Here is a 23,186-nt window from a genome sequence, read left to right on the forward strand (position 1 = left end):
GGGGGGGCCAGCCTTTGCCGGTGCGGTGCTGCAGCCCCCCCCCCCAGACCCTGCCAGCCGGCATACAGCTCGTCCATGTGGACGCACGGCGCGGTGACTCCGCGTCGCGTCAGGTCGACCACGACAGCACTGGCGAGGGTGGTCTTGCCGGTGCCGCTACGGCCGTCGATGCCGAGCAACCGCGGACCGGGGGAGCCGCCCCGCGAGCGCAGCAGTCGCTCCGCGAGGTCGCCGGCAGCCTGCGTCGTGTCAGCATGGCCGGCACCCCCGCCGGTCACTGCCCGCTCACACCGAGCGCTCGGCGCCGGCCAGCGCCGCGACGTCCGCGACATCGCCGTCCAGGCGCACGTCGGCGACCTGGTCGCGGCCGAACGCGTGCAGCGTGAGCTCGAGCGGGTTGCCCGTGAGGACGACGGTGCCCCGGCCGGGCGGCGGTCGCCGCAGCGCCCTCCTGCCGTGCCCGGGTGCGACCGCGACCACGCCGACGGGGCTGGAGCGGTAGAGCAGCCGGCCCATCCTGCACAGGTTGGCCCACAGCGCCTGGGCGCTCTCCTGGTCCGGAGGAACAGTCTCCCAGGACGGCTGTGCGCGGCGCAGGTCCTCGTGGTGCACCACGAACTCGGTCGTGTTGACCATGTCGTCGACCCGGCCCAGCGCGGTCGGTGACCACCGCGGCCCCTGGCGCACGCAGCTGAGCAAGGTGTCGAGGTCGCCGGCCGCGACCTGCTGTTGCACGGCGTCGGTCCGGGTCTGCAGAACCCCGCCGAGGATGCCCGGCCAGGTGTCCGGCCGACGTTCGCGGATGACCAGGTGCGCCAGCAGGTCCCGAACGGTCCAGGGCTCGCACAAGGTGGGGGCGTCGGGGCCGAGGGCCTGAGCGGTATCGCACAGGACGTGCCGGTGCCGACGAGCCAGGTTCATGTCTGCCATCCAACACCACCCGGTCAGGCATGTCTGAGCCGCGTGCGAAAATCTGGGTGCTCCCCCATCATCGACCGAGAGGTGTCCTGTTCACCATGTCCGCGGTTCCGGTATGACGGCTGCTTCCGCGTCCCGACCCGTCCAGCCCCCGCCGGCTACCCGCGCGGTGTTGCGGCAGGGCCTGGCCGTCATCTGGTCGGGGATGCGGCAGCAACGGGGATGGGTCAGCATCGCCGTGCTCGGGGCGGTGCTGTGGGCGGGGGCCACGGTGGCAACCGCCTGGGCAATCGGCTATCTCACCGAGACCTACATCACCCCGGCGGTGCAGGCCCGCGAAGTGGAGTCCGCGGCGCTGTGGGCGATCTTCGGGCTGCTCTCGCTGATCCTGGTCGTCAACGTGATCGGCGTCATCCTGCGGCGGGTGACGGCTACGATCGCGGGGTTCAACCTGCAGGCCGACCACCGGCGCCGGGTCACCCGGCAGTACCTCCGGCTGCCGCTGACCTGGCACCACGCGCATCCCTCCGGCCAGCTGCTGTCCAACGCCCACTCCGACATCGAGGCCACCTGGCAGGTGTTCAACCCGTTGCCGATGGCGATCGGGGTGATCGTGATGCTGGTGATCGCGGGGGTCCAGATGGCCGCGGTCGACGGGTTCCTGGCCCTGATCGGACTGCTCGTCTTCCCCCTGCTGTTCGCGACCAACCTGGTCTTCCAACGGGTGATGTCGCCGAAGGTGACCCGCGCCCAGCAGCTGCGGGCGGAGATCAGCGAGGTCGCCCATGAGTCGTTCGAGGCCGGTCTGGTCGTCAAGGCGATGGGGCGGGAGGCCCAGGAGAGCGACCGCTTCCGGGTGGTCACCCATGAGCTGCGGGACTCGCTCATCGACGTCGGCCGGACTCGGGGCGTGTTCGAGCCCACCATCGACGCCATCCCCACCCTGGGCACCCTGGCCGTGCTGGGCGTCGGCACCGCGCGGGTGGCCTCCGGTGACCTCGTGGCGGCCGACGTGGTGCAGATCGCCTTCCTGTTCTCGATCCTGGCCTTCCCGGTGCGCGCGCTCGGGTGGGTGCTGGCCGAGATCCCCCGCTCCGTCGTGGGCCACCGCCGGGTCGACGCCGTGCTGCGCGCCGGCGGCTCGATGGACTACGGCCCGGCGACCCTCGACTCCAGCGGCCCCGCCCGACCGACACTGCAGGACGTGCACTTCGACTACGTGGTGCACAAGGACCGACAGGTGCTGGGGGAGCAGCACGACCCGGGGCTGGGGCCTACGGCGCAGGAGGTCGAGAGGGTGCCGGCCATCCGCGGGGTCACCCTGGAGGTGCCGGCCGGCTCGACCACCGCCGTGGTCGGACCCACCGGCTCGGGCAAGTCCAGCCTGACCAGTGTCACGCTGCGCCTGGTCGACCCGGACTCCGGCCAGGTGCGGATGGACGGGACCGACCTGCGCGAGGTGCGGCACGGCGCCCTCCCTGCGAGCGCCGCGTTGGTCGCCCAGCAGACGTTCATGTTCGACGACACCGTGCGAGGCAACGTCTCCCTCGGCGGCGACCACAGCGACGATGAGATCACCGAGGCTCTGCGGATCGCCCGCGCCCAGGACTTCGTCGCCCAGCTGCCCGAGGGCATGCACACCCGGGTCGGGGAGGGCGGCGGGTCGCTGTCCGGGGGGCAGCGTCAGCGCATCGCGCTGGCCCGGGCGATCGTGCGACGACCCCGGCTGCTCGTCCTGGACGACGCGACCAGCGCTGTCGACCCCGGGGTGGAGCAGGACATCCTGGCCGGGCTGCGCGAGCTCGGGGAAGGCATGACCGTGCTGGTGGTTGCCTACCGGATGGCCACGATCACCCTGGCCGACCACGTCGTCTACCTCGAGCACGGCAGGGTTGTCGACGAGGGCAGCCACCCAGAGATGGTGGGTCGATGCCGCGGCTACCTCGACCTGGTCAGCGCCTACCGCCGCGAGGCGGAGGAGCGCAGCGCACTGGCCGCGGGGGAGGAATCGTGAGCTCCACCGCCCAGGACCACTCCCACACGGGCAGCCGCATCGACGAGACCTCGCACCTGGGCACCCTGGCGACGCTGCGCCGCGGTCTGCAGCTGTCCCCTGAGCTGCGGGTCGGCCTGCTGCTGACCGTCGCCCTGGCCCTGGCGGCCACGGTGGGCCGGGTGCTGATCCCCTTCGTGGTGCAGCAGACCACCGACCGCGGCATCCTGGCCGCCGGCGGCCCTGACGTGGGCTTCGTCACCGTGGCCATCGGCCTCGCGGCGCTGGTCGTGCTGGTCACCAGCGTCGCGCAGTACCTCGTCAACGTCCGGCTGTTCACCGCGGCAGAGTCGGGTCTGGCGACCCTGCGCACCACGGCATTCCGGCACATTCACGACCTGTCGGTGCTGACCCAGAGCACTGAGCGCCGCGGGTCGCTGGTCTCCCGGGTCACGAGTGACGTCGACACGATCTCGATGTTCGTGCAGTTCGGCGGGCTGATGCTGCTGATCTCCACGGCCCAGATCCTGCTGGCCACGGCGCTGATGCTCGTCTACAGCCCGATCCTGGCCGGTGTCGTCTACGCGTGCTTCCTCCCGCTGGTCCTGCTGATCCGCCGGTTCCAGCCGATGCTCGGACGCGCCTACGGCGAGGTGCGGCAGCGCGTGGGCGACATGCTCGCCGCGATCTCGGAGTCCATCGTGGGCGCGGTGGCCATCCGCTCGCACGGAGTGGAGGAGCGCACCGAGGCGCGGATCGACGCGGCCATCGAGAGGCACCGTCGAGCGGCGGTGCACGCACAGACCCGCTCGGTCCTGGCGTTCGCCTCCGGCCAGGCCTTCGCGGGGCTCACCACCGCCATCGTGCTCGTCGTGGGCACCGTCCTTGCGGTGGACCGGCAGGTGAGCCTGGGGGAGCTGCTGGCCTTCCTCTTCCTGGTCAACCTGTTCACCCAGCCGGTGCTGATGGCCACCGAGATCCTCAACGAGATGCAGAACGCCGTGGCGGGATGGCGGCGGGTCATCGGCGTCATCGACACACCCGCCGACGTCGCCGACCCCGGCGAGGAGGGCGTCGTGCAGGCCCGGGGCCCGTTGACCGTCCAGTTCACCGACGTCGGCTACGCCTACCCCGGTGGCGAGCCGGTGCTGCGCGACGTCGACGTGCGGATCGAGCCCCGCTCCCGGGTGGCCATCGTCGGCGAGACGGGGTCCGGCAAGACCACGATGGCCAAGCTGCTGACCCGCCTGATGGACCCCACGGAGGGCTCCGTGCGGATCGACGGGGACGACCTGCGGGGGATCCGGTTCGACTCGCTGCGCCGCCGGGTCGTGATGGTGCCGCAGGAGGGCTTCCTGTTCGACCAGAGCCTGGCCGACAACATCCGCTTCGGCCGGCCCGGCGCCGACGACGAGGCCATCGCTCTCGCGCTCACCGAGCTCGGCCTCGACCCGTGGGTCGACGGGCTGCCGCATGGTATGCAGTCGCAGGTCGGCCAGCGCGGTGAGTCACTGTCGGCCGGTGAGCGCCAGCTGGTGGCCATCGCTCGTGCCTACCTGGCCAACCCCGACCTGCTCGTGCTCGACGAGGCCACCAGCGCAGTGGACCCTGCGACCGAGGTGCGCATCCAGCGGGCGCTCGAGGGTCTGACCCGTGGCCGCACCTCGGTGGCCATCGCGCACCGGCTCTCCACCGCCGAGGCCGCCGACACGGTGATCGTGGTGGACAAGGGCCGCATCGTCGAGACCGGTCCGCACACCGAGCTGGTCCGAGCGGGCGGGGTCTACTCCCGGATGCACGCCTCGTGGGCCTCCCAGCACCAAGCGGACCGATGAGGGGCCTGGCCGCGCTGCTGGTGTTGGCCGGGTCGCTGACTGCCGTGCTCGGCGCGGGGCGCACCTGGCTGGCCGTGCAGCTGCAGGACCCCGTGCTCGGCAGCACCGAGGCGCTGCTCGCCGGGTCCTCGGTGGCCGGCACCGCCACGGCGGCGGGACTGCTCGGCGCGGCCGCCGGGCTGGTGAGTGTGCTGACCCGCGGCGTCCCGCGCCGGGTGGGTCTGGCGCTGGCTCTGGTCGCGGGAGGATGGCAGGTCTGGATCGGGTCGGCCGTGCTGCTCGACCCGGCTGCTGCGGCCCGAACAGCGGCCCTGCCCGGCCCGGCGGGTTCGTCGTTGACCTCAGGCACGCAGACCGGATCCGCAGCCCTCACCGGCGTCGATCCGACGGTGTGGCCGGCGATCGTGGCGCTGGCCGGTCTGCTCGTGGTGTGCGGGGTGGTGACCGGCGGGTTGTCGGACCTGCGCGCGACGTCGGCGTCGGCCTCCGGCACCCGCACGCCCGGTCCGGCGCGAGGTCCGCGCGACGAGCCCCAGGCGACGCCGCAGGAGCAGGAGCGTCGACGAGCCACCCGGGCCTGGGAGGCGCTCAGCGCCGGTGCCGACCCCACGGACGACGAGGCACCCCCGTCCCGAAACCCGCGCGGTGCTGGCCCGGAGGATTCCTGACACAATCCTCGGCATACCCGACGACCCGAGGAGCGCTCATGGAAGACGAGCACGGACACGGTCACAGCATCGCCGCCTGGAGCGGCGTCCTCATCCTGATCCTGGCGAGCACCCTGCTCTCGATCGGCATCTACTTCGGCCTGGCCTGGGCCAACTGGGTCGGGATCGCGCTGGTCGTCATCGGGATCGGGGCGTGGGTGGGCCTCAGCTCCGCGGGCTACGGCCAGAGCCAGGGCGCCTCGGAGCACTGAGCGGCCCTGCCGGCGGGAGGTGCCTGGTCCGGGGCACCCCGCCGAGCGGTCTACCCTGGATGTCGTGTCCACATCAACCGTGTTGGAGCAGATCGTCGAAGGGGCTCGGGCGGACCTGCAGGAGCGCAGAGCCGTGCTGCCCCTCTCCGCAGTCAAGGAGCGAGCCGAGCAAGCACCGTCGGTGCGCGACGGCCACGCCGCGCTGGCGCACGGCGCAGGGGTGCACCTGATCGCCGAGGTCAAGCGCTCCAGTCCCTCCAAGGGGGCGTTGGCCGCGATCGCCGACCCTGCCTCGCTCGCGGCGGACTACGCCGTCGGTGGGGCCAGCGTGATCAGTGTGCTCACCGAGCAGCGCCGCTTCGGCGGCAGCCTGCAGGACCTGTCGGCGGTGCGCACCCGGGTCGACCTCCCGGTGCTGCGCAAGGACTTCATCGTCGACAGCTATCAGGTGTGGGAGGCGCGGGCCCACGGAGCGGACCTGGTCCTGCTGATCGTGGCCGCGCTGGAGCAGGAGGTGCTCACCGGCCTGCTGGAGCGGATCGAGTCGCTGGGGATGCACGCCCTCGTCGAGGTGCACGACGAGACCGAGGCCGAGCGCGCCGTGCGCGCGGGAGCCCGGATCATCGGAGTCAATGCGCGCGACCTGCGGACCCTGCAGGTCGACCGGGCGACCTTCGCCCGGGTGGCGCCGGTGCTGCCGGACTCGGTGGTCACCGTGGCCGAGTCCGGCGTGCGCGGGCCACTGGATGTGCTGGACTACGCCCGGGCAGGCGCGCATGCCGTGCTGGTCGGCGAGGCGCTGGTGACCGGCGACTCGCCGCGCGAGGCCGTCCGCGAGATGGTGACAGCCGGGGTGCACCCGGCGCTGCACGGGGTGAGTCGGCCATGACCAGCATCACCGAGCAGATCGAGGCCGTCAGCCGGGAGGTGCTGGCGCCGGTGCCCGGCAGGTTCGGGGACTTCGGCGGCCGCTTCGTCCCGGAGGCCCTGGTGGCCGCCCTGGACGAGCTCGACCGCGCCCGCCTCGACGCCACGGACGACCCGGCCTTCCAGGCCGAGCTGTCCGAGTTGCAGCGGACCTACACCGGCCGGCCCAACCCGCTGACCGAGGTGTCACGCTTCGCCGAGCACGCGGGTGGTGCCCGGGTCTTCCTCAAGCGGGAGGACCTCAACCACACGGGCTCGCACAAGATCAACAACGTGCTGGGTCAAGGTCTGCTCACCGTGCGGATGGGCAAGAGCCGCGTGATCGCCGAGACCGGTGCCGGCCAGCACGGGGTGGCGACCGCCACCGTCGCCGCCCTGCTCGGACTGGACTGCCGGGTCTACATGGGCAAGGTCGACACGCAGCGCCAAGCCCTCAACGTCGCCCGGATGCGGTTGCTCGGAGCCGAGGTCATCCCCGTCGAGCACGGCAGCGCGACGCTCAAGGACGCGATCAACGAGGCGATGCGCGACTGGGTGGCCAACGTCGAGCACACCCACTACCTGCTGGGCACGGTCACCGGGCCACACCCGTTCCCGACCATGGTGCGCGATTTCCACGCCGTGATCGGCAACGAGGCGCACGACCAGCTGCGGGAGGCCACCGGGCGGTTGCCCGACGTCGTCTGTGCCTGTGTCGGCGGCGGCTCCAACGCCATGGGCATCTTCCACCGGTTCGTCGACGAGCCCGGCGTCCGGCTGGTAGGCTTGGAGGCCGGCGGCGACGGGGTGGCCACCGGACGGCACGCCGCCCGGTTCGCGGCCGGCTCCCCAGGCGTGCTGCACGGCGCCTCGACGTTCGTGCTGCAGGACGAGGACGGGCAGACCCTGGAGTCGCACTCGGTCTCAGCAGGCCTGGACTACCCCTCGGTCGGCCCGGAGCACGCCTACCTCAACGCCATCGGGCGGGCCGAGTACTACCCGGTCACCGACGCCGAGGCGATGGAGGCGTTCGCGCTGCTGTGCCGCACCGAGGGCATCATCCCGGCCATTGAGAGCGCGCACGCCCTGGCCGGAGCGCTGCGCCTCGGTCAGGAGACCGGGCCCGACACCAACATCCTGGTCAACCTCTCCGGTCGGGGCGACAAGGACGTCGACACCGCGGCACGCTGGTTCGGCCTGTTGGAGGAGCAGGACGAGGATGAGTGAGCTCGCCGGCGTCTTCGAGCGGTGCCGTGCGGAGGGTCGGGCTGCGCTGGTCGGCTACCTGCCGGCCGGCTACCCCGACCGGGACAGTGCCCAGGCCGCCGTGGCCGCCCTGGCCGGGGCCGGCGCCGACATCGTGGAGGTCGGGGTCCCCTACACCGACCCGCTGATGGACGGGCCGGTCATCCAGGACGCCGCCGACGTCGCCCTGCGCAGCGGCTTCCGCTTCGCTGACCTGTTCGGGTGCGTCGAGGCAGCGCGGGAGGCCGGTGCCGTGCCGGGGGTGATGAGCTACTGGAACCCGGTGCTGCGCTACGGGCCGGCCCGGTTCGCCGCAGACCTGGCCTCGGCCGGTGGGTCGGGGATGATCACGCCGGACCTGATCCCCGAGGAGGCCTCGGCCTGGACCGGCGCCTCGCTCGAGCAGGGCGTGGACCCGATCTTCCTGGTCGCCCCGTCGTCCACGGATGCCCGGTTGGCCTCGACGGCCGCAGCGTGCCGCGGGTTCATCTACGCCGCCTCGACGATGGGGGTCACCGGCGCCCGTGCCTCGGTGGGCGACGGCGCCAAGGTGCTGGTGGAGCGGACCCGGCAGGTGAGCGACCTGCCCATCTGCGTCGGGCTGGGGGTCTCCACCGCCGAGCAGGCGGCACAGGTCGCCGGCTTCGCCGACGGTGTCATCGTGGGCTCCGCCCTCGTGGCGGCCCTGCGCGACGACCGCAGCGGGTCCGGGCTGACGACCCTCACCCAAGAGCTGGCCCGCGGAGTCCGCGCGGCGTGAGGCCGTGAGGCCCCGGCTGCTGGACCTGGTCGGTCTGCTCGCCCGGCTCCTGCTGGGGGGTGTGCTGCTCGTCGCGGGCTGGCTCAAGATCACCGACCTGACCGGCTCGGTCCAGTCGGTCGTGGCCTACGACCTGTTCCCGTATGCGGTGTCGCAGCTCATCGGGTCGACCCTGCCGGTGCTGGAGCTCGCGTTGGGGCTGCTGTTGGCGCTGGGTCTGTTCACCCGGGTCAGCGCGGCGCTGGGAGCCGGGCTGATGCTGGTGTTCGTGGCCGGGATCGCCTCGGCGTGGGCGCGCGGACGCTCCATCGACTGCGGCTGCTTCGGCACGGGCGGCTTCGTCCAGCCGGACCAGACGGCATACCTGCCCGAGATCTTGCGCGACCTCGGGCTGGCGGCGGCCGGGGGATGGCTAGCAGCCCGACCGCATACCCTGGCGTCGCTGGACTCCCTGCTGCGACGAGGACGTGCCCCCTGATGCCCAGATCACCCGCTCCCCGGGCGACGACGACGAAGCCCTCGGGACCACCGATCGGGCTGATCGGCGCCGTGGTCGCCTTCGTCGTCGCGGTGATCGCCGTGCTGGTCTACCTCGCCGTGCGCGGCGACGGCCTCGAGGCCACCGGCTCGGCCGACACCCTCCCCTCCGGCGGGGGGCTGGTCGTCAACCCGGACGCCCCTGACGACGCGGTCCAGGTGCATGTCTACGAGGACTTCCAGTGCCCCTTCTGCGGGCTGCTGGAGCGCTCGGCCGGCGAGGGGCTGTTCGCGGCGGCCGACACCGGTGACATCGAGCTGACCTACACCTTCATGTCGTTCCTGGACCCCGTGAGCGATGATCAGTCGTCCTCGCGGGCCGCGAACGCCGCGCTCTGCGCCAACGACGCCGGGGTGTTCGCCGACTGGCACGCCGCCGCGTTCGCTGCCCAGCCCGAGGAGGGGATCGGCTACCCCGACGCGGCCTTGACCGGGTTCGCCGAGCAGGCCGGCCTGGCGGGCGAGGAGCTGGATGCCTTCACCACATGTGTCAGCGAGCAGACCTACGCTGCCTACGTCACCGACATGCAGGAGGCCGCCAACCAGGCCGGGGTCAGCGGCACCCCGACGGTCGAGATCAACGGCGAGCGACTGGACAACGACGAGCTGACCCGGCTGCAGGCCGACCCCTCGTCGCTGACCGAGATCGTGGAGGCGAATCAATGAGCCCACTGCTCCCGGCGGCGCTCCCCAGTCCCGAGCAGGCCGTGTGGTTTCTCGGGCCGGTGCCGATCCGCGCCTACGCCCTGTGCATCCTGCTCGGCATCGTCGCCGCCATCTGGATCACCGGGCGGCGGCTCCAGGCACGCGGCGGGACGGGGGAGGAGATCTACGACATCGCGCCGTGGGCGATCGCGTTCGGCATCGTCGGCGGGCGGCTCTACCACGTCGTCTCCAGCCCGCGCCCCTACTTCGGGGAGAACGGCCACCTGGTCGACGCCCTCAAGGTCTGGGAGGGCGGCCTGGGCATCTGGGGCGCGGTGGCGCTCGGCGCGCTCGGCGCCTGGATCGGCTGCCGCCGGCACGGGCACTCCTTCGCCGACCTGGCCGACGCCCTCGCGCCGGGACTGCTGGTGGCCCAGGCGCTGGGCCGGTGGGGCAACTGGTTCAACAACGAGCTCTACGGCGGTGAGTCGGACGCGCCGTGGGCGCTGACCATCCACGAGTGGGATGCCGGCACCGGCGCAGCCGTGCGTGACTCCTCCGGTGAGGCGGTGGTCCTCGGCACGTTCCAGCCCACCTTCCTCTACGAGTCGCTGTGGGTGATGCTCGTCGCCATCGCCATCCTGGTGCTGGACCGGCGGGTGCGGTTCGCCAGCGGCCAGGTCTTCGGCCTCTATCTGATGGGCTACACCATGGGCCGCGTGGTGATCGAGGTCATGCGCACCGACCCGGCCGAGATCGTCTTCGGGCAGCGGGTCAACGTCTGGGTCTCGCTCCTGGTCTTCGCCGGTGGCGTGCTGCTGTATGTCGTGCGCGGGCGCCGTGGGGACCGCCCGGTGCGCGGTGCCAGACCGCTGCCTCAGCGCGACCGGGAGCACGAACAGAGCGACCGGGACGAGGGGCGGGGCGCGTCGGAGCGCCCGGATGACACGGGCGAGGGGTCCGTGAAAGCGTTCACTCGCTGACCTGGTCAGGCATAGGGTAGGGGTCATGCGCCGCGCCAAGATCGTCTGCACCCTGGGCCCCGCCGTCGACACCTATGACCAGATCAAGGCCCTGGTGGCGGCGGGTATGGACGTCGCGCGGCTCAACCTGTCACACGGCTCGCACGCCGACCACGACGAGAGCTACCGGCTGGTCCGCCGGGCCGGCGACGACGTGGGACGCGCGGTGGCCGTGCTGGCCGACCTGCAGGGTCCCAAGATCCGCACCGGCACGTTTGCCGACGGTCCGGTGACCCTGTCCACCGGGTCGGCGTTCACCATCACGACGCGCGACGTGCCCGGCGACGCTCACGAGGTCGGCACGACATACTCCGGGCTGCCCGGTGACGTCGAGGCCGGCGACGACCTGCTCATCGACGACGGCAAGGTGCACCTGCGGGCGACAGAGGTCACCGAGACCGACGTGCGCACCGAGGTGCTGATCGGCGGGGAGGTGTCCAACAACAAGGGGATCAACCTGCCCGGCACCGCGGTGAGTGTGCCGGCGCTCAGCGACAAGGACGCCGATGACCTGCGCTGGGCCCTGCGCACCCAGGTCGATATGGTCGCGCTGTCCTTCGTCAGGTCCGCCGCGGACATCGAGGACGTCTACGCGATCATGGACGAGGAGGGAGTGCGCCGCCCGGTGATCGCCAAGATCGAGAAGCCGCAGGCGGTGGCGAACCTCAAGGAGATCATCGACGCGTTCGACGGCATCATGGTGGCCCGGGGTGACCTCGGGGTCGAGCTGCCGCTGGAGCAGGTTCCGCTGGTGCAGAAGGAGGCCATCGAGCTCGCTCGGCGCAACGCCAAGCCGGTCATCGTGGCCACCCAGGTCCTGGAGTCGATGATCTCGAACCCCCGACCGACCCGCGCAGAAGCCAGCGACTGCGCCAACGCCGTGCTCGACGGCGCCGACGCGATCATGCTCTCCGGCGAGACCAGCGTCGGTGACTGGCCGGTCAAGGCCGTCGAGACGATGTCGACCATCATCGCCAGCACCGAGGAGCACGCCCTGGAGCGGATCCGGCCGTTGGGCACCAAGCCCCGGACCACCGGCGGCGCGGTCACCCGGGCCGCCGCGGAGATCGCCGACCTGCTCGAGGTGGCGTTCATGGTGACCTTCACCAAGACCGGTGACTCGGCCCGCAGGATGGCGCGACTGCGCTCGCCCGTCCCGATGCTGGCCTTCACCCCCGAGGGGGCGACGCGTTCCGAGCTGGCCCTCGTCTGGGGGGTCGAGACCTTCTTGACGGCCTACGTCGAGCACACCGACGACATGGTGATGCAGGTCGACGAGGCCCTGCTGCGCGAGAAGCGGTGCGTGCAAGGTGACCTCATCGTCATCGTCGCCGGCTCCCCGCCCGGGGTGCCGGGCTCCACCAACGCGCTGCGGCTGCACCGGGTCGGCGACGCCGTCTACGGGCGGGTCCCGGCCTATGCCCGGCTGCGCGACGGGATGTAGGTTGGCTATGCTCGCAGCGGCCGCGACGCCCGCCGGGGTGGTGGAATGGCAGACACGGAGCACTCAAAATGCTCTGCTCGAAAGGGCGTGCGGGTTCGAGTCCCGCTCCCGGCACCCGATGACACCAGCACAGTTCGGCAGATGAATAGGTGCAAGACATGAGCGACGACGCGATCCCCACTGCTGCGGCACCGGAGGCCGGTGCGGCTCCGCAGACCGGTTCGGTCACGGTCCCCGAGCAGGGTGCGAGCCAGCAGACGGGCCTGCGGGTGGTCGTGGCCGAGGACGAGGCGCTGATCCGGATGGACCTCGCCGAGATGTTGGCCGAGGAGGGTCATGTGGTCGTGGGCCAGGCCTCCGACGGGGAGCAGGCGGTGGCCCTGGCCCGCGAGACCCGGCCCGACGTGGTCGTCATGGACGTCAAGATGCCGGGGATGGACGGCATCACCGCCGCTGAGGTGCTCGGTGCCGAAGGCATCGCGCCGGTGGTGATGCTGACCGCCTTCAGCGACCGGGAGCTCGTCGAGCGGGCCCGGGACGCCGGAGTGATGTCCTACGTCGTCAAGCCGTTCGCGACTCATGACGTCATGCCAGCCCTGGCCATCGCCCGGGCCCGCTGGCAGGAGCGCACGGCCCTGGAGGCCGAGGTCGCCGACCTGGGGGAGCGGTTCGAGACCCGCAAGCGGCTGGACCGGGCCAAGGGCCTGCTGATGAAGCAGCTGGGCCTTGGAGAGGCCGAGGCGTTCCGTTGGATCCAGAAGGCCGCAATGGACCGGCGGTTGTCCATGCGCGAGGTCGCGGACGCCGTGATCTCGGGTATGCCGGCCAAGAAGTAGGGCTCTTCCCGCGCGGGGCCCCGCACCCGTCCCCGGGGGCCGTCCTCCGCCCTCGCCGTCCGGGTAAGCACCCTCACCGCACCCCCTGGATGTGCTTGATGGCGGACGCCACGCCCTCCCGCTGGTCAGTTGACCGGCAGTAGAGCGCGCCGGACGTATCGGCGCGCATCCCGTGCACCGAGAAATGCGACCCGATCCCGCGCGGCGATGGCTCCCGCGCATGGATAAAGTTCGACCGCTGACGTCGCGGCGAGCCGAGCTCCCGCTACCCCACCCGGTCAGCTGAGCAGCGCGACGAGGACAGGGGCCACGAGCAGAGCGGGGAGCAGGTCGGCAACCGGGAGGTCGCGCAGCCGCAGCAGCCGGAGCGCGATGCCGATCAGGAGCAGCCCGCCCACGGCAGTGAGGGCGGCCACCTGAGCCTCGGGGACCACCGCCCCCAGCAGCACCCCCAGCAGCGTCAGGCAGCCCTGGACCACTGCGACCGAGACCGCGGAGAACAGCACGCCGATGCCGAACGAGGCGGCGAAGGCGGTGGCCGCGAACAGGTCCAGCGTGGATTTCAGGACCAGCTGGTCGATGCCGCGGCCCAGGCCGTCGCTGAGCGAGCCAAGGATGGTGAGCGGCCCGACGCAGAACAGCAGCGAGGTGGTCAGCCACCCCTGCACGAAGCGCTCCCGGGGGGAGAGCGCTGACGGGTCGTCGGAAGCACCGTGGTCGGCGGCTTCGGTGCCCGTCGTCGCCGGGGCGGACCGCGCGGCATACGCCTGCACCCGGCCGGCGAGCGCGGTCAGGCGGTCCTCGATGTGCAGCAGCGAGCCGGTGATCCCACCGATGACCAGGCTGCCGAGCACGATCAGGACGGGCACGCCGGTGCCCACGGCCTCCTGCAGCTCCGGCGCCGTCACCTGGACCGCGGACAGGGCGGCGACCAGCAGCGTCACCAGGCCGAGCGCGTCGGTCACGACCGAGCGGACGTGGTCGCCGAGCCGGTGGCCCAGCGCCATGCCGCTCAGGGCGCCCACGACGACGGCGGCGACGTTGATGAGCGTCCCCAGCCCGGGAAAGGCGGCCTCCACGCGGGTGAGCGTATGCGGTGGCAGCGGCGCCGGCTGCAGGGGCTGTCCGACGCCGCCCCGGTCTCAGCCCCCGGGAGCCCGATCGCGCAGCGCACAGGTCAGCCGCGCGGTGCACACCCGCCGGCCCTCGTCGTCGGCAATGGCGATCTCGTAGCAGGCCACCGAGCGGCCGCGGCTGATCGGGGTCGCGACGCCGTGAACCCGGCCACTGCGGGCGGCCCGGTGATGGGTCGCGTTGACGTCGACGCCGACGGCGACCCGGTCCGGACCCGCATGCAGGGCGGCGGCCATCGAGCCCAGCGTCTCGGCCAGCACCACGCTGGCGCCGCCGTGCAGCAGGCCGTAGGGCTGGGTGTTGCCGCGGACCGGCATGTGTCCCTCGGTGCGCTCGGCCGTGGCGGTCGTGATCTCGATCTGCATCCGCTCGACCAGGCCGGCCGCCCCGTCGGGGCCGCCGGAACTCTCGGGCGCGGACGAGGCGGGTGGGGTGTTGTGGGTCATCCGGCATAGGGTGCCATGCGTGAGTCGATTGCTGCTGCTGGACGGACACTCGCTGGCCTACCGGGCGTTCTTCGCGCTGCCGGTCGACAACTTCTCCACGACCACCGGGCAGCACACCAACGCGGTCTACGGCTTCACCTCGATGCTGATCAACGTGCTGCGTGACGAGGCACCCACGCACCTGGTGGTGGCGTTCGACAAGTCGCGCACCACGTTCCGCACCCAGGAGTATGCCGAGTACAAAGCGGGCCGGGCCAGCACCCCGACCGAGTTCAGCGGGCAGATCCCGCTGATCCGGGAGGTGCTGGACGCCCTGCGCATCGCGCACCTGGAGCTCGACGGCTACGAAGCCGACGACATCATCGCCTCACTGACCGCCCGGGCCCGGGAGGAGGAAATGGAGGTGCTCATCTGCTCCGGCGACCGCGACGCCATCCAGCTGGTCGACAAGGCCACGACCCTGCTCTATCCGCGCAAGGGGGTCTCCGATTTGGCCCGGATGACCCCGGAGGCGGTGCAGGACAAGTACGGCGTGCCGCCCGAGCGCTACAGCGACCTGGCAGCCATGGTGGGGGAGACCTCGGACAACCTGCCCGGAGTGCCCGGTGTTGGTCCCAAGACGGCCGCCAAGTGGCTGGGGCAGCACGGTGACCTGGCCGGGATCGTGGAGCACGCCGACCAGCTGCCGGGCAAGGCCGGGCAGTCGCTGCGCGACCACCTGTCCGACGTGCTGCGCAACCGCCATCTCAACCAGCTGCTCGGCGACCTGGAGCTGCCCCTGGCCGTCCCCGACCTGGAGCGGCACACCTGGGACCGCGAGGAGGTGCACCGGGTCTTCGACGGTCTGGAGTTCCGGGTCCTGCGCGACCGGCTGTTCGCCACCCTCGACGCCGTGGACGACGAGGCCGAGGCCCAGGAGGGCATCGAGGTGGACGGCGTCGTGCTGGAGCCCGGGGCGGTCCCCTCGTGGCTCGCGGAGCACGCCGCCGCCGGTGTGCGGGTGGGGCTGTCGATGGTGGGGCACTGGGCCCAGGGAGCCGGTGAGGCCACCGGGCTTGCCCTGGCCAGTGGCGACGCCGCGGCATACCTGGATCTGAGCACGCTGAGCCCGGACGACGACCAGGCGCTGGGCTCGTGGCTGGGTGAGACCGGGTGCCCCAAGGCGGTGCACGACGGCAAGGACCTGCAGCACGCGCTCGGCGCCCGCGGGCTGCCGCTGCGTGGGGTGGTGCAGGACACCGAGCTGGCCGCCTACCTGGTCCGGCCCGACCAGCGCTCCTACGACCTGGCCGACCTGGTGCTGCGCTACCTGCACCGCGAGCTGCGGCTCGACGGCGAGAGCGACGACGGTGGGCAGCTGTCCCTGGACCTCGGCGAGCCCGAGGACGGCGCGGCGCGGTCTGCCGTGGTGCACGCCCGTGCGGTGCACGACCTGTCCGTCGTGCTGGACGACGAGCTGGCCGACGGCGAGGGCGAGCAGCTGCTGCGCGACCTCGAGCTGCCGCTGGTCCAGGTGTTGGCGCAGATGGAGCAGATCGGCATCGCTGCTGACGTCGATGCCCTGCAGCAGTTGGAGGATGCCTTCGCCGCCGCGGTGAGCACCGCGCAGCAGGACGCCTGGGCGGCGATCGGCGACGAGACCGTCAACCTCGGCTCGCCCAAGCAGCTGCAGACCGTGCTGTTCGAGCGGCTCGACCTGCCCAAGACCCGACGCACTAAGACCGGGTGGACCACCGACGCCGAGGCCCTGGCCACGCTCTACGCCCAGACCGAGCACCCGTTCCTCGAAGCGTTGCTGCGACACCGGGACGCCGCACGGCTGCGGATCACGGCCGAGGGGTTGCTGAAGTCTGTCGCCGACGACGGGCGGATCCACACCACATACCAGCAGACCATCGCCGCGACCGGACGACTGAGCTCCACCGACCCCAACCTGCAGAACATCCCGATCCGCACGCAGGAGGGCCGGCGGATCCGCCGGGTCTTCGTCGTCGGCGAGGGTTATTACGTGCTGCTGTCCGCGGACTACAGCCAGATCGAGATGCGCATCATGGCGCACCTGTCCGGTGACGAGGGGCTGATCACGGCCTTCCGCAGCGGGGAGGACCTGCACCGGTTCGTGGGCTCCCGGGTCTTCTCCGTCGAGCCCGACGAGGTCACCGGTGAGATGCGCGCCAAGGTCAAGGCGATGAGCTACGGCTTGGCCTACGGGCTGTCCGCCTTCGGCCTGTCCAAGCAGCTGGCCGTCTCCACCGAGGAGGCCCGGGCCCTGATGGATGAGTACTTCGAGCGCTTCGGGGGTGTGCGCGACTACCTCGCCGACGTCGTGGCGCAGGCCCGGGGCACCGGCTTCACCGAGACCCTGATGGGCCGGCGGCGCTACCTGCCCGACCTGACGTCAGACAACAGACCGCTGCGGGAGATGGCGGAGCGGATGGCGCTCAACGCCCCGATCCAGGGCTCGGCGGCCGACCTGATCAAGGTCGCGATGCTGCGGGTCGACCGGGTGCTGCGCGAGCAGGATGCGGCCTCCCGGATGTTGCTGCAGGTGCACGACGAGCTGGTGTTGGAGATCGCCCCCGGCGAGCAGGCCGACGTGGAGTCGATGCTGCGCGAGCAGATGGGCACAGCCGGTGACCTCACGGTACCGCTGGACGTCAGCATCGGGGCCGGGCTGACCTGGCACGACGCAGCGCACTGAGCCGCCGTCCCGCTCGGTGAGCGGAGGCCGGCGCTGCTCTGGTCCCCGTCGACCCGCCTGTGGTTAACTCCGGTCAGTCGTCCCGAAGGAGTCTCCCGTGACCCGGCGCGTGTTGGCGGTGCTCGCCCTGCTGTGCTGCGCCCTGCTCACCTCCGCGCCCGGTGCGGTCGCCGCGTCCTCGGCACCGGCGGCCGGTGGCCAGCACCCCGCCTCGGAGACCGCCGATGAGTCCCTGCGCGGGACGCTGCGCGGACCCGACCGCCAACCCATCGAGGGCGTGGACGTCGTGATCACGCAGGACGGTGCCGAGGTCGGCACCGCGACGACCGATGCCGGCGGCCAGTGGGAGGTGCCGCTGCCCGGGCCGGGCACCTACACCGCGACGTTGACCGTGGACCAGCTCCCCAAGGGTGTCGCGCCCCGCGTGGCGGGGGGCGAGGTGATCGAGGACGTCACCGTGCGGCCGGGCGCCGGGCAGGGTGCCATCTTCCAGCTGGGCAGCGGCGAGCCGGCGCAGGACGGGGACGACGACGGCGGGTCCTCGATCTCCGCGTCACGAGTCGCCCAGCTGCTGGTGGAGGGCGTCAAGTTCGGCGCCATCATCGCGATCACCGCAGTGGGACTGTCCCTGGTCTTCGGGACCACGCGCCTGATCAACTTCGCGCACGGTGAGTTCGTCGCGATCGGCGCCGCCTCCGCCTTCTTCTTCTCGACCAGCCCGGGCGGGCTCCCCCTCGTGCTGGCCGCGGTCTTGGCCATGGTGGTCACGGCCCTCGTCGCCGGCGGCTTCGAGGTGGCGATGTGGCGTCCGATGCGTCGCCGGGGGACCGGCTTGATCCAGATGTTCATCGTGGCGATCGGGCTCTCGCTGCTGCTGCGGCATGTCCTGCTGATTGTCTTCGGCTCGCGCCGGCGGCAGTACGACGAGTATGCGCTGCAACGGTCCTGGGACCTCGGCCTGATCCGGATCACCCCGCGCGACCTGATCATCACCGTCCTTGCCTTCGCCATCATGCTCGCGGTCGCGTGGATGCTGCAGCGCACCCGGATCGGCAAGGCCATGCGCGCCGTCAGCGACAACGCCGATCTGGCTCAGGCCTCCGGCATCGACACGGAGCGGGTCATCCTGGTGGTGTGGCTGGTGGGCGGGGGCCTGGCGGGGCTCGGCGGGGTGTTCTTCGGGCTGACCCAGGCGGTCTACTCGGACATGGGCTTCGCGCTGCTGCTGCTGATGTTCGCCGGGGTCATCCTCGGCGGTCTGGCCAGTGCCTATGGCGCGATGCTGGGCTCGCTGGTCATCGGCCTCGTCTCGCAGCTGTCCACCCTGTGGTTCCCCGCCTCGCTGCAGTACATGTGGGCCCTGCTCGTCATGATCGTGGTCCTGCTGGTCCGGCCAGAGGGCATCCTCGGGCGCCGCGAGCGGGTCGGCTGAGGGGGCAGGCACCGCATGGACTTCGCAGCGATCCTGACCAACGCCTTGCGCGGGGCGCTGGGCCCCGAGGCGGCGATCTACGCGCTGGCCGCCGTCGGGCTCAACCTGCACTTCGGCTACACGGGGCTGCTCAACTTCGGCCAGGTCGGCTTCATGCTGGTCGGCGCCTACGGCACCGCCATCTCGGTGCTGTCGTGGGGCTTGCCGCTCGGGGTGGGGGTGCTCTTGGGGGTGGTGTGCGCGGTGGTTCTCGCGCTGATCCTGGGGTTGCCGACGCTGCGGCTGCGCGGCGACTATCTCGCGATCGCGACGATCGCCGCGGCCGAGGTGCTGCGCTACCTCTACCGCTCGGGGTGGGCCGAGCCGCTGACCGGCGGCGTCTTCGGGCTCAAGCAGTTCGCCGATGAGTTCTACGCGCTCAACCCGTTCTCCGGCGGACTCGACGCTGGTCCGCTCGACTTCAGTGCACGCAGTCTGTGGCTGATGCTGGTGGGCTGGACCGCTGCGGTCCTGGCCGCCGGGTTGGTGGGCCTGCTGGTGCACAGTCCGTGGGGACGGGTGCTGCGCTCGGTGCGCGAGGACGAGCAGGCCGCCCGGAGCCTGGGCAAGAACGTGTTCGCCTACAAGATGCAGGCCTTGATCCTCGGGGGAGTGCTGGGCGCACTGGCCGGGGCGCTCATCGGGATCAGCAGCCAGTCCCTCAACCCGGACAGCTTCATGCCCATCATCACCTTCTACCTGTGGACGATCATGATCCTGGGTGGCGCGAGCCGGGTTCTCGGGCCGCTGCTGGGTTCGGTGGTCTTCTGGTTCCTGCTGACCTTCCTGGACTCTCTGCTGCGGCAGGCCATCGGTGCCGGTGTCGTCCCCGGAGGCCTGTTGGCCACCAGTGACGTGGGCGCCGTGCGCTTCGCCGCGGTAGGACTCGGCCTCATGCTGTTGATGATGTTCCGGCCGGCCGGCCTGATCGGCAACCAGAAGGAGCTGCGTCTCGATGTCCGCTGACGGGAGCCACGAAGCCACGACGACGCACGCCGCTGCGGCAGACGCGGCCACCCACTCCTCCGGAGCGCGCCGGGCCGCCGAGGCCCTGGCCGGTGTCGCCGCCGAGCCCGGAGCGCCCAAGCCCGACCCGATCCTGGTGGCCGATGACATCAGCAGGCACTTCGGTGGGGTGCACGCGGTCCAGGTCGAGCACCTGGAGGTGCAGCGCGGCACGATCACCGCCCTGATCGGTCCCAACGGCGCCGGCAAGTCCACCTTCTTCAACCTGGTCACCGGCTTCGACCGCGCGGACTCCGGGAGGTGGTCCTTCGACGGCACCGACATCACCGGGCAGGCGGCCCACCGCATCGCCCGGCGGGGGATGGTCCGGACCTTCCAGCTGACCAAGGCGCTGATGCGACTGACCACGCTGGAGAACGTCATGCTGGGCGCCACCGGGCAACGTGGCGAGCGGATGTATGCCGCACCGCTGCGCTTCTGGTGGAGCCGGGAGGAAGGCCGGGTCCGCGCGCGCGCCGAAGGGCTCCTCGAGCGATTCCAGCTGTCCCACATGAGCGATGAGTTCGCGGGCACCATGTCGGGCGGACAGCGCAAGCTGCTGGAGATGGCGCGTGCCCTGATGGTGCGACCCGAGCTGATCATGCTGGACGAGCCGATGGCGGGGGTCAACCCCGCGCTCACCCAGTCGCTGCTGGGTCACGTGCAGTCGTTGCGGGACGACGGCATGACGATCGTGCTGGTGGAGCACGACATGGACGTCATCATGTCCATCAGCGACTGGATCGTCTGCTTCGCCGAGGGCCGGGTGATCGCGGAGGGCCGTCCGGACGACATCCGCACCAACGACGCGGTGATCGACGCCTACCTGGGCTCACGCCGCTCGCTGTCGAAGGAGGCTCGCGATGAGCGGGACTGACCCGGCCCCGCAGCGCAGCGGTCCCGAGGGCGAGGAGTCCGTGGGCGAGGAGTCCCAGGTGCTGCGCTGCGTGGACCTGGTCGCCGGCTACCTGCCGGACGTCGACATCCTCACCGGCTGCACCGTGCACGTCGGGCAGGGAGAGCGCGTGGGCATCATCGGCCCCAACGGTGCCGGCAAGTCGACGCTGATCAAGGCGATGTTCGGACTGGTCCCCGTGCGTCGCGGGCGGGTCCTCCTGCGAGGAGAGGACATCACCTCCCGGCCCGCGCATCGGCTGGTCGCGGCCGGCCTGGGCTACGTCCCTCAGAACAACAACATCTTCCCCTCGCTCACGGTGCGGGAGAACCTGGAGATGGGCCTCTACCTGCGCCCCAAGGACTTCTCCGACCGGCAGGCCGCGGTCTCGGAGATCTTCCCGCTGCTGGCGCAGCGGGGGGCGCAACGTGCCTCCTCGTTGTCCGGCGGAGAGCGACAGGTCGTCGCCATGGGCCGAGCCCTGATGACCGATCCATCGGTGATCTTCCTCGACGAGCCCTCGGCCGGGCTGTCGCCGATGATGCAGGACACGGTCTTCGAGGCCGTGACCCGGATCAACCGGGCCGGGGTCTCCATCCTGATGGTCGAGCAGAACGCACGGCAGTGCTTGGACATCTCCGACCGGGCCTACGTGCTGGACCAGGGCCGCAACGCCTACACCGGCACCGGTGCCGAGCTGGCCCGGGACCCCAAGGTCATCGAGCTCTACCTCGGGACCCTGGCTCGCACCGACGGCTGAGGGATCAGCCGCGACCCGGCCGGTGCCGCGAAGGCCCGGCCGGATCGCGGCGAAGTAGGGTCACTCGGACGACGGGTTCGACTCCACGGTCTCCACGGTCTGCAGTGCACCCTCGGCATCGAACTCGTAGACCTCGATGGTGGCGCGGCCCGGCTCGCCCACGTCGGTGAAGTCCAGCGGACCGCTGGCCCCGTCGTAGTCGATGTCCGCACCGTCGGCAAGCAGGTCGCGGCAGTCGGCGAAGGTCGAGCACTTCTCGCCGTCCTTCGTGACGTTGACCACCTCTGCCTTGAAGTCCTGGGCGTTGGCCGACTGTGCCGCCTCGGCCGCCAGAGCCATGGTCACCACACAGTCGTAGACCTGGGGCGCGAACTGGGTCTCCTCCAGGTCCGGCGCGAACTCCGTCAGCCGGTCCAGGAACTCCTGGTTGTCCGCAGAGGCCGGCGCCGTGCCCTTCATCCCGGCGATCACCGAAGGATCGGACTCGTTGACGATGCTGCCCAGGTCCTCCGAGCGCAGACCGTCGGCGCCGTACAGGCCAACCTGGTCGGGGGTGAGCCCGGCTTCGAGGAGACCCTGGATGATCTGTCCACCCTCCTCGAAGGCGATGACCACCACCGCGTCGGGCTGCGCGGAGACGACCGACTCGACGGCGGCGTTGAACTCCGTCGCGTTGGGGTCGTAGGTCTCGTTGAGCGCCACCGTGGCGCCGGCGTTCTCCAGACTCTGCGCCGTCGCGTCGGCCAGCCCGCGTCCGTAGTCGTCCGCCCGGGCGATGATCGCCACGTTGGACCATCCGTCGTTGACGATCGTGTTGGCCAGCACCGGACCCTGCAGCGCGTCGCTCGGGGCGGTGCGCACGTAGAGGCCGCTGTCGTCGTAGTCGGTGAACGTGGGCGCGGTGTTGGAGCCCGAGCACTGCATCACCCCGGCGCCGGTGACCTTGTCGATGATCGCCAACGACATGCCGGAGGCGGCCGCCCCCACGATCCCGCTCACGTCGTTGGTCAGGATGCGGTCGACCGAAGCCTGGGCCACGGTGTCCTGACCGGCCTCGTCACCGGCATACGGCTCCGGCACCTCGGTGCCCAGCACGCCGCCGGCCTCGTTGAGATCCTGGATCGCCAACCCGAGGGCCTCGATCTGTGGGGGACCGAGGAAGGCGAGCTGACCGGTCTCCGGCAGTACGTAGCCGAGGGAGAACGTGCCGCTGGCGTTGCCGCCGCCCCCGCCCCCGGCCGCGGGGGCCTGGCTGGTGGCGCCGTCGTCCGCCGAGTCCTCCGCCGGTTCCGCGGCGCTCTGTTCGCCATCGCCGGCCGGCTCGTCCTCGGTGCCGCCACAGGCGGCGATCAGCGCGACGGCGGACAGCGCCGCCACCGCCTTGAGATGTGTGGTCCTGCGCATGTCGTCCCTCTCCATTGAGGTCGGGACCCGATGGCCCCGCACGGGCCCCCAGAATAGTGCCGCGGGCCGGACGGACAGTGGATCTTCACCGAACTGTGACCTGGACGTGACGGCGCGACCAGAGCGTGCGCCCGGCGATCCGAGCGCCCCGACGTCGGCAGGCACGATCCGGTCGATCGGCAGACGAGGTGCCTCACATAAGAGTGAGCGCGTAGGTTGTGCTGGTGCCTCACACGCTTTGAGCGCGTGAAGGCTTGCGTCATTTCGTCTGGGTCAACCGGTTGATTGACGGGTTCAATGATGTCATGTC

21 protein-coding genes, 1 tRNA gene and 1 pseudogene are annotated in these 23,186 nt (G+C 71.3%); 18 read left to right on the plus strand and 5 right to left on the minus strand.

The annotated features are described in order from the left end of the window. Together ACR2FV_RS06160 and ACR2FV_RS06165 are read right to left on the minus strand one after the other, a co-directional pair. A pseudogene (locus ACR2FV_RS06160) lies at window positions 1-278 on the minus strand (hypothetical protein); the annotation flags it as partial. A 7-nt stretch (window positions 279-285) separates the two neighbouring features. Then, entirely contained in the window at window positions 286-930 is a 645-nt protein-coding gene (locus tag ACR2FV_RS06165; protein ID WP_434014816.1) for a TIGR03085 family metal-binding protein, read from the minus strand. Window positions 931-1,033: 103 nt separating this feature from the next. Between ACR2FV_RS06165 and ACR2FV_RS06170 the strand changes: the two genes are divergently transcribed. The 13 genes from ACR2FV_RS06170 (at window position 1,034) to ACR2FV_RS06230 (ending at window position 13,060) form a co-directional block, all read left to right on the plus strand. Then, on the plus strand, window positions 1,034-2,932 hold the full coding sequence (locus tag ACR2FV_RS06170; protein ID WP_434014817.1) for an ABC transporter ATP-binding protein: 1,899 nt from the start codon (window positions 1,034-1,036) through the stop codon (window positions 2,930-2,932). Then, a complete protein-coding gene (locus tag ACR2FV_RS06175; protein ID WP_434014836.1) occupies window positions 2,926-4,746 on the plus strand; it encodes an ABC transporter ATP-binding protein in 1,821 nt (606 codons plus the stop codon). The genes ACR2FV_RS06170 and ACR2FV_RS06175 overlap by 7 nt, the downstream gene beginning before the upstream one ends. Further along, window positions 4,743-5,414, plus strand: a complete 672-nt coding sequence (locus tag ACR2FV_RS06180; protein WP_434014818.1) for a Trp biosynthesis-associated membrane protein — start codon at window positions 4,743-4,745, stop codon at window positions 5,412-5,414. Before ACR2FV_RS06175 ends, ACR2FV_RS06180 begins: the two co-directional genes overlap by 4 nt. Before the next feature lie 38 nt (window positions 5,415-5,452). Then, a complete protein-coding gene (locus ACR2FV_RS06185) occupies window positions 5,453-5,665 on the plus strand; it encodes an HGxxPAAW family protein (protein WP_434014819.1) in 213 nt (70 codons plus the stop codon). A gap of 64 nt (window positions 5,666-5,729) precedes the next feature. Further along, window positions 5,730-6,554, plus strand: coding sequence for an indole-3-glycerol phosphate synthase TrpC (gene trpC / locus ACR2FV_RS06190; RefSeq protein ID WP_434014820.1), 825 nt, complete (start codon window positions 5,730-5,732; stop codon window positions 6,552-6,554). Continuing rightward, a complete protein-coding gene (gene trpB / locus ACR2FV_RS06195) occupies window positions 6,551-7,798 on the plus strand; it encodes a tryptophan synthase subunit beta (protein ID WP_434014821.1) in 1,248 nt (415 codons plus the stop codon). The genes trpC and trpB overlap by 4 nt, the downstream gene beginning before the upstream one ends. Next, the gene (gene trpA / locus ACR2FV_RS06200) at window positions 7,791-8,576 is read left to right on the plus strand and encodes a tryptophan synthase subunit alpha (RefSeq protein ID WP_434014822.1); all 786 of its coding nucleotides are present in this window, start codon (window positions 7,791-7,793) and stop codon (window positions 8,574-8,576) included. Before trpB ends, trpA begins: the two co-directional genes overlap by 8 nt. A gap of 4 nt (window positions 8,577-8,580) precedes the next feature. Then, window positions 8,581-9,054 (plus strand): MauE/DoxX family redox-associated membrane protein, encoded by a 474-nt coding sequence (locus ACR2FV_RS06205; RefSeq protein WP_434014823.1) that lies wholly within the window; start codon window positions 8,581-8,583, stop codon window positions 9,052-9,054. Beyond that, a complete protein-coding gene (locus ACR2FV_RS06210) occupies window positions 9,054-9,779 on the plus strand; it encodes a DsbA family protein (RefSeq protein ID WP_434014824.1) in 726 nt (241 codons plus the stop codon). The genes ACR2FV_RS06205 and ACR2FV_RS06210 overlap by 1 nt, the downstream gene beginning before the upstream one ends. Next, a complete protein-coding gene (gene lgt, locus ACR2FV_RS06215) occupies window positions 9,776-10,741 on the plus strand; it encodes a prolipoprotein diacylglyceryl transferase (RefSeq protein ID WP_434014825.1) in 966 nt (321 codons plus the stop codon). The genes ACR2FV_RS06210 and lgt overlap by 4 nt, the downstream gene beginning before the upstream one ends. Window positions 10,742-10,766: 25 nt before the next feature. Then, window positions 10,767-12,224, plus strand: coding sequence for a pyruvate kinase (gene pyk, locus ACR2FV_RS06220; protein WP_434014826.1), 1,458 nt, complete (start codon window positions 10,767-10,769; stop codon window positions 12,222-12,224). Between the two features lie 31 nt (window positions 12,225-12,255). Next, window positions 12,256-12,338: transfer RNA gene (locus tag ACR2FV_RS06225), tRNA-Leu, on the plus strand. A 44-nt stretch (window positions 12,339-12,382) separates the two neighbouring features. Next, complete coding sequence (locus ACR2FV_RS06230) at window positions 12,383-13,060, plus strand: ANTAR domain-containing response regulator (RefSeq protein ID WP_434014827.1); 678 nt, start codon at window positions 12,383-12,385, stop codon at window positions 13,058-13,060. Between the two features lie 278 nt (window positions 13,061-13,338). On the opposite strand, the gene ACR2FV_RS06235 is transcribed toward ACR2FV_RS06230, so the two are convergent. Continuing rightward, window positions 13,339-14,139 (minus strand): DUF554 domain-containing protein, encoded by an 801-nt coding sequence (locus ACR2FV_RS06235; protein ID WP_434014828.1) that lies wholly within the window; start codon window positions 14,137-14,139, stop codon window positions 13,339-13,341. Window positions 14,140-14,202: 63 nt separating this feature from the next. After that, window positions 14,203-14,640, minus strand: coding sequence for a hotdog fold thioesterase (locus tag ACR2FV_RS06240; protein ID WP_434014829.1), 438 nt, complete (start codon window positions 14,638-14,640; stop codon window positions 14,203-14,205). A 19-nt stretch (window positions 14,641-14,659) separates the two neighbouring features. Here ACR2FV_RS06240 and polA point away from each other — a divergent pair, with 19 nt between their 5' ends. The 5 genes from polA to ACR2FV_RS06265 all read left to right on the plus strand — a co-directional run bounded on the left by polA (window position 14,660) and on the right by ACR2FV_RS06265 (window position 21,472). After that, window positions 14,660-17,341, plus strand: a complete 2,682-nt coding sequence (polA, locus tag ACR2FV_RS06245) for a DNA polymerase I (protein ID WP_434014830.1) — start codon at window positions 14,660-14,662, stop codon at window positions 17,339-17,341. A gap of 97 nt (window positions 17,342-17,438) precedes the next feature. Next, window positions 17,439-18,773 carry a branched-chain amino acid ABC transporter permease gene (locus tag ACR2FV_RS06250; RefSeq protein ID WP_434014831.1) on the plus strand — a complete coding sequence of 445 codons (1,335 nt, stop codon included), beginning with the start codon at window positions 17,439-17,441 and terminating at the stop codon, window positions 18,771-18,773. A 15-nt stretch (window positions 18,774-18,788) separates the two neighbouring features. Then, a complete protein-coding gene (locus ACR2FV_RS06255) occupies window positions 18,789-19,778 on the plus strand; it encodes a branched-chain amino acid ABC transporter permease (protein WP_434014832.1) in 990 nt (329 codons plus the stop codon). Next, window positions 19,768-20,694, plus strand: coding sequence for an ABC transporter ATP-binding protein (locus ACR2FV_RS06260; protein ID WP_434014833.1), 927 nt, complete (start codon window positions 19,768-19,770; stop codon window positions 20,692-20,694). Before ACR2FV_RS06255 ends, ACR2FV_RS06260 begins: the two co-directional genes overlap by 11 nt. Continuing rightward, window positions 20,681-21,472 carry an ABC transporter ATP-binding protein gene (locus ACR2FV_RS06265; protein WP_434014834.1) on the plus strand — a complete coding sequence of 264 codons (792 nt, stop codon included), beginning with the start codon at window positions 20,681-20,683 and terminating at the stop codon, window positions 21,470-21,472. Before ACR2FV_RS06260 ends, ACR2FV_RS06265 begins: the two co-directional genes overlap by 14 nt. A 60-nt stretch (window positions 21,473-21,532) precedes the next feature. Here ACR2FV_RS06265 and ACR2FV_RS06270 read toward each other — a convergent pair whose 3' ends face one another. Further along, on the minus strand, window positions 21,533-22,876 hold the full coding sequence (locus ACR2FV_RS06270; protein ID WP_434014835.1) for an ABC transporter substrate-binding protein: 1,344 nt from the start codon (window positions 22,874-22,876) through the stop codon (window positions 21,533-21,535). Window positions 22,877-23,186: the final 310 nt, after the last annotated feature.

The sequence above is a fragment of the Ornithinimicrobium sp. genome, from assembly GCF_051004135.1.
GTDB lineage: Bacteria > Actinomycetota > Actinomycetes > Actinomycetales > Dermatophilaceae > Ornithinicoccus.

What these genes read in the sequence shown, in the direction of transcription:
- ACR2FV_RS06240 (WP_434014829.1), bottom strand. Translation starts at nt 14,640, where the DNA reads ATGACCCACAACACCCCACCCGCCTCGTCCGCGCCCGAGAGTTCCGGC.
- ACR2FV_RS06165 (WP_434014816.1), bottom strand. Translation starts at nt 930, where the DNA reads ATGGCAGACATGAACCTGGCTCGTCGGCACCGGCACGTCCTGTGCGAT.
- pyk (WP_434014826.1), top strand. Translation starts at nt 10,767, where the DNA reads ATGCGCCGCGCCAAGATCGTCTGCACCCTGGGCCCCGCCGTCGACACC.
- lgt (WP_434014825.1), top strand. Translation starts at nt 9,776, where the DNA reads ATGAGCCCACTGCTCCCGGCGGCGCTCCCCAGTCCCGAGCAGGCCGTG.
- ACR2FV_RS06180 (WP_434014818.1), top strand. Translation starts at nt 4,743, where the DNA reads ATGAGGGGCCTGGCCGCGCTGCTGGTGTTGGCCGGGTCGCTGACTGCC.
- ACR2FV_RS06255 (WP_434014832.1), top strand. Translation starts at nt 18,789, where the DNA reads ATGGACTTCGCAGCGATCCTGACCAACGCCTTGCGCGGGGCGCTGGGC.
- ACR2FV_RS06230 (WP_434014827.1), top strand. Translation starts at nt 12,383, where the DNA reads ATGAGCGACGACGCGATCCCCACTGCTGCGGCACCGGAGGCCGGTGCG.
- ACR2FV_RS06260 (WP_434014833.1), top strand. Translation starts at nt 19,768, where the DNA reads ATGTCCGCTGACGGGAGCCACGAAGCCACGACGACGCACGCCGCTGCG.
- trpA (WP_434014822.1), top strand. Translation starts at nt 7,791, where the DNA reads ATGAGTGAGCTCGCCGGCGTCTTCGAGCGGTGCCGTGCGGAGGGTCGG.
- ACR2FV_RS06265 (WP_434014834.1), top strand. Translation starts at nt 20,681, where the DNA reads ATGAGCGGGACTGACCCGGCCCCGCAGCGCAGCGGTCCCGAGGGCGAG.
- ACR2FV_RS06270 (WP_434014835.1), bottom strand. Translation starts at nt 22,876, where the DNA reads ATGCGCAGGACCACACATCTCAAGGCGGTGGCGGCGCTGTCCGCCGTC.
- trpB (WP_434014821.1), top strand. Translation starts at nt 6,551, where the DNA reads ATGACCAGCATCACCGAGCAGATCGAGGCCGTCAGCCGGGAGGTGCTG.
- ACR2FV_RS06185 (WP_434014819.1), top strand. Translation starts at nt 5,453, where the DNA reads ATGGAAGACGAGCACGGACACGGTCACAGCATCGCCGCCTGGAGCGGC.
- ACR2FV_RS06170 (WP_434014817.1), top strand. Translation starts at nt 1,034, where the DNA reads ATGACGGCTGCTTCCGCGTCCCGACCCGTCCAGCCCCCGCCGGCTACC.
- ACR2FV_RS06210 (WP_434014824.1), top strand. Translation starts at nt 9,054, where the DNA reads ATGCCCAGATCACCCGCTCCCCGGGCGACGACGACGAAGCCCTCGGGA.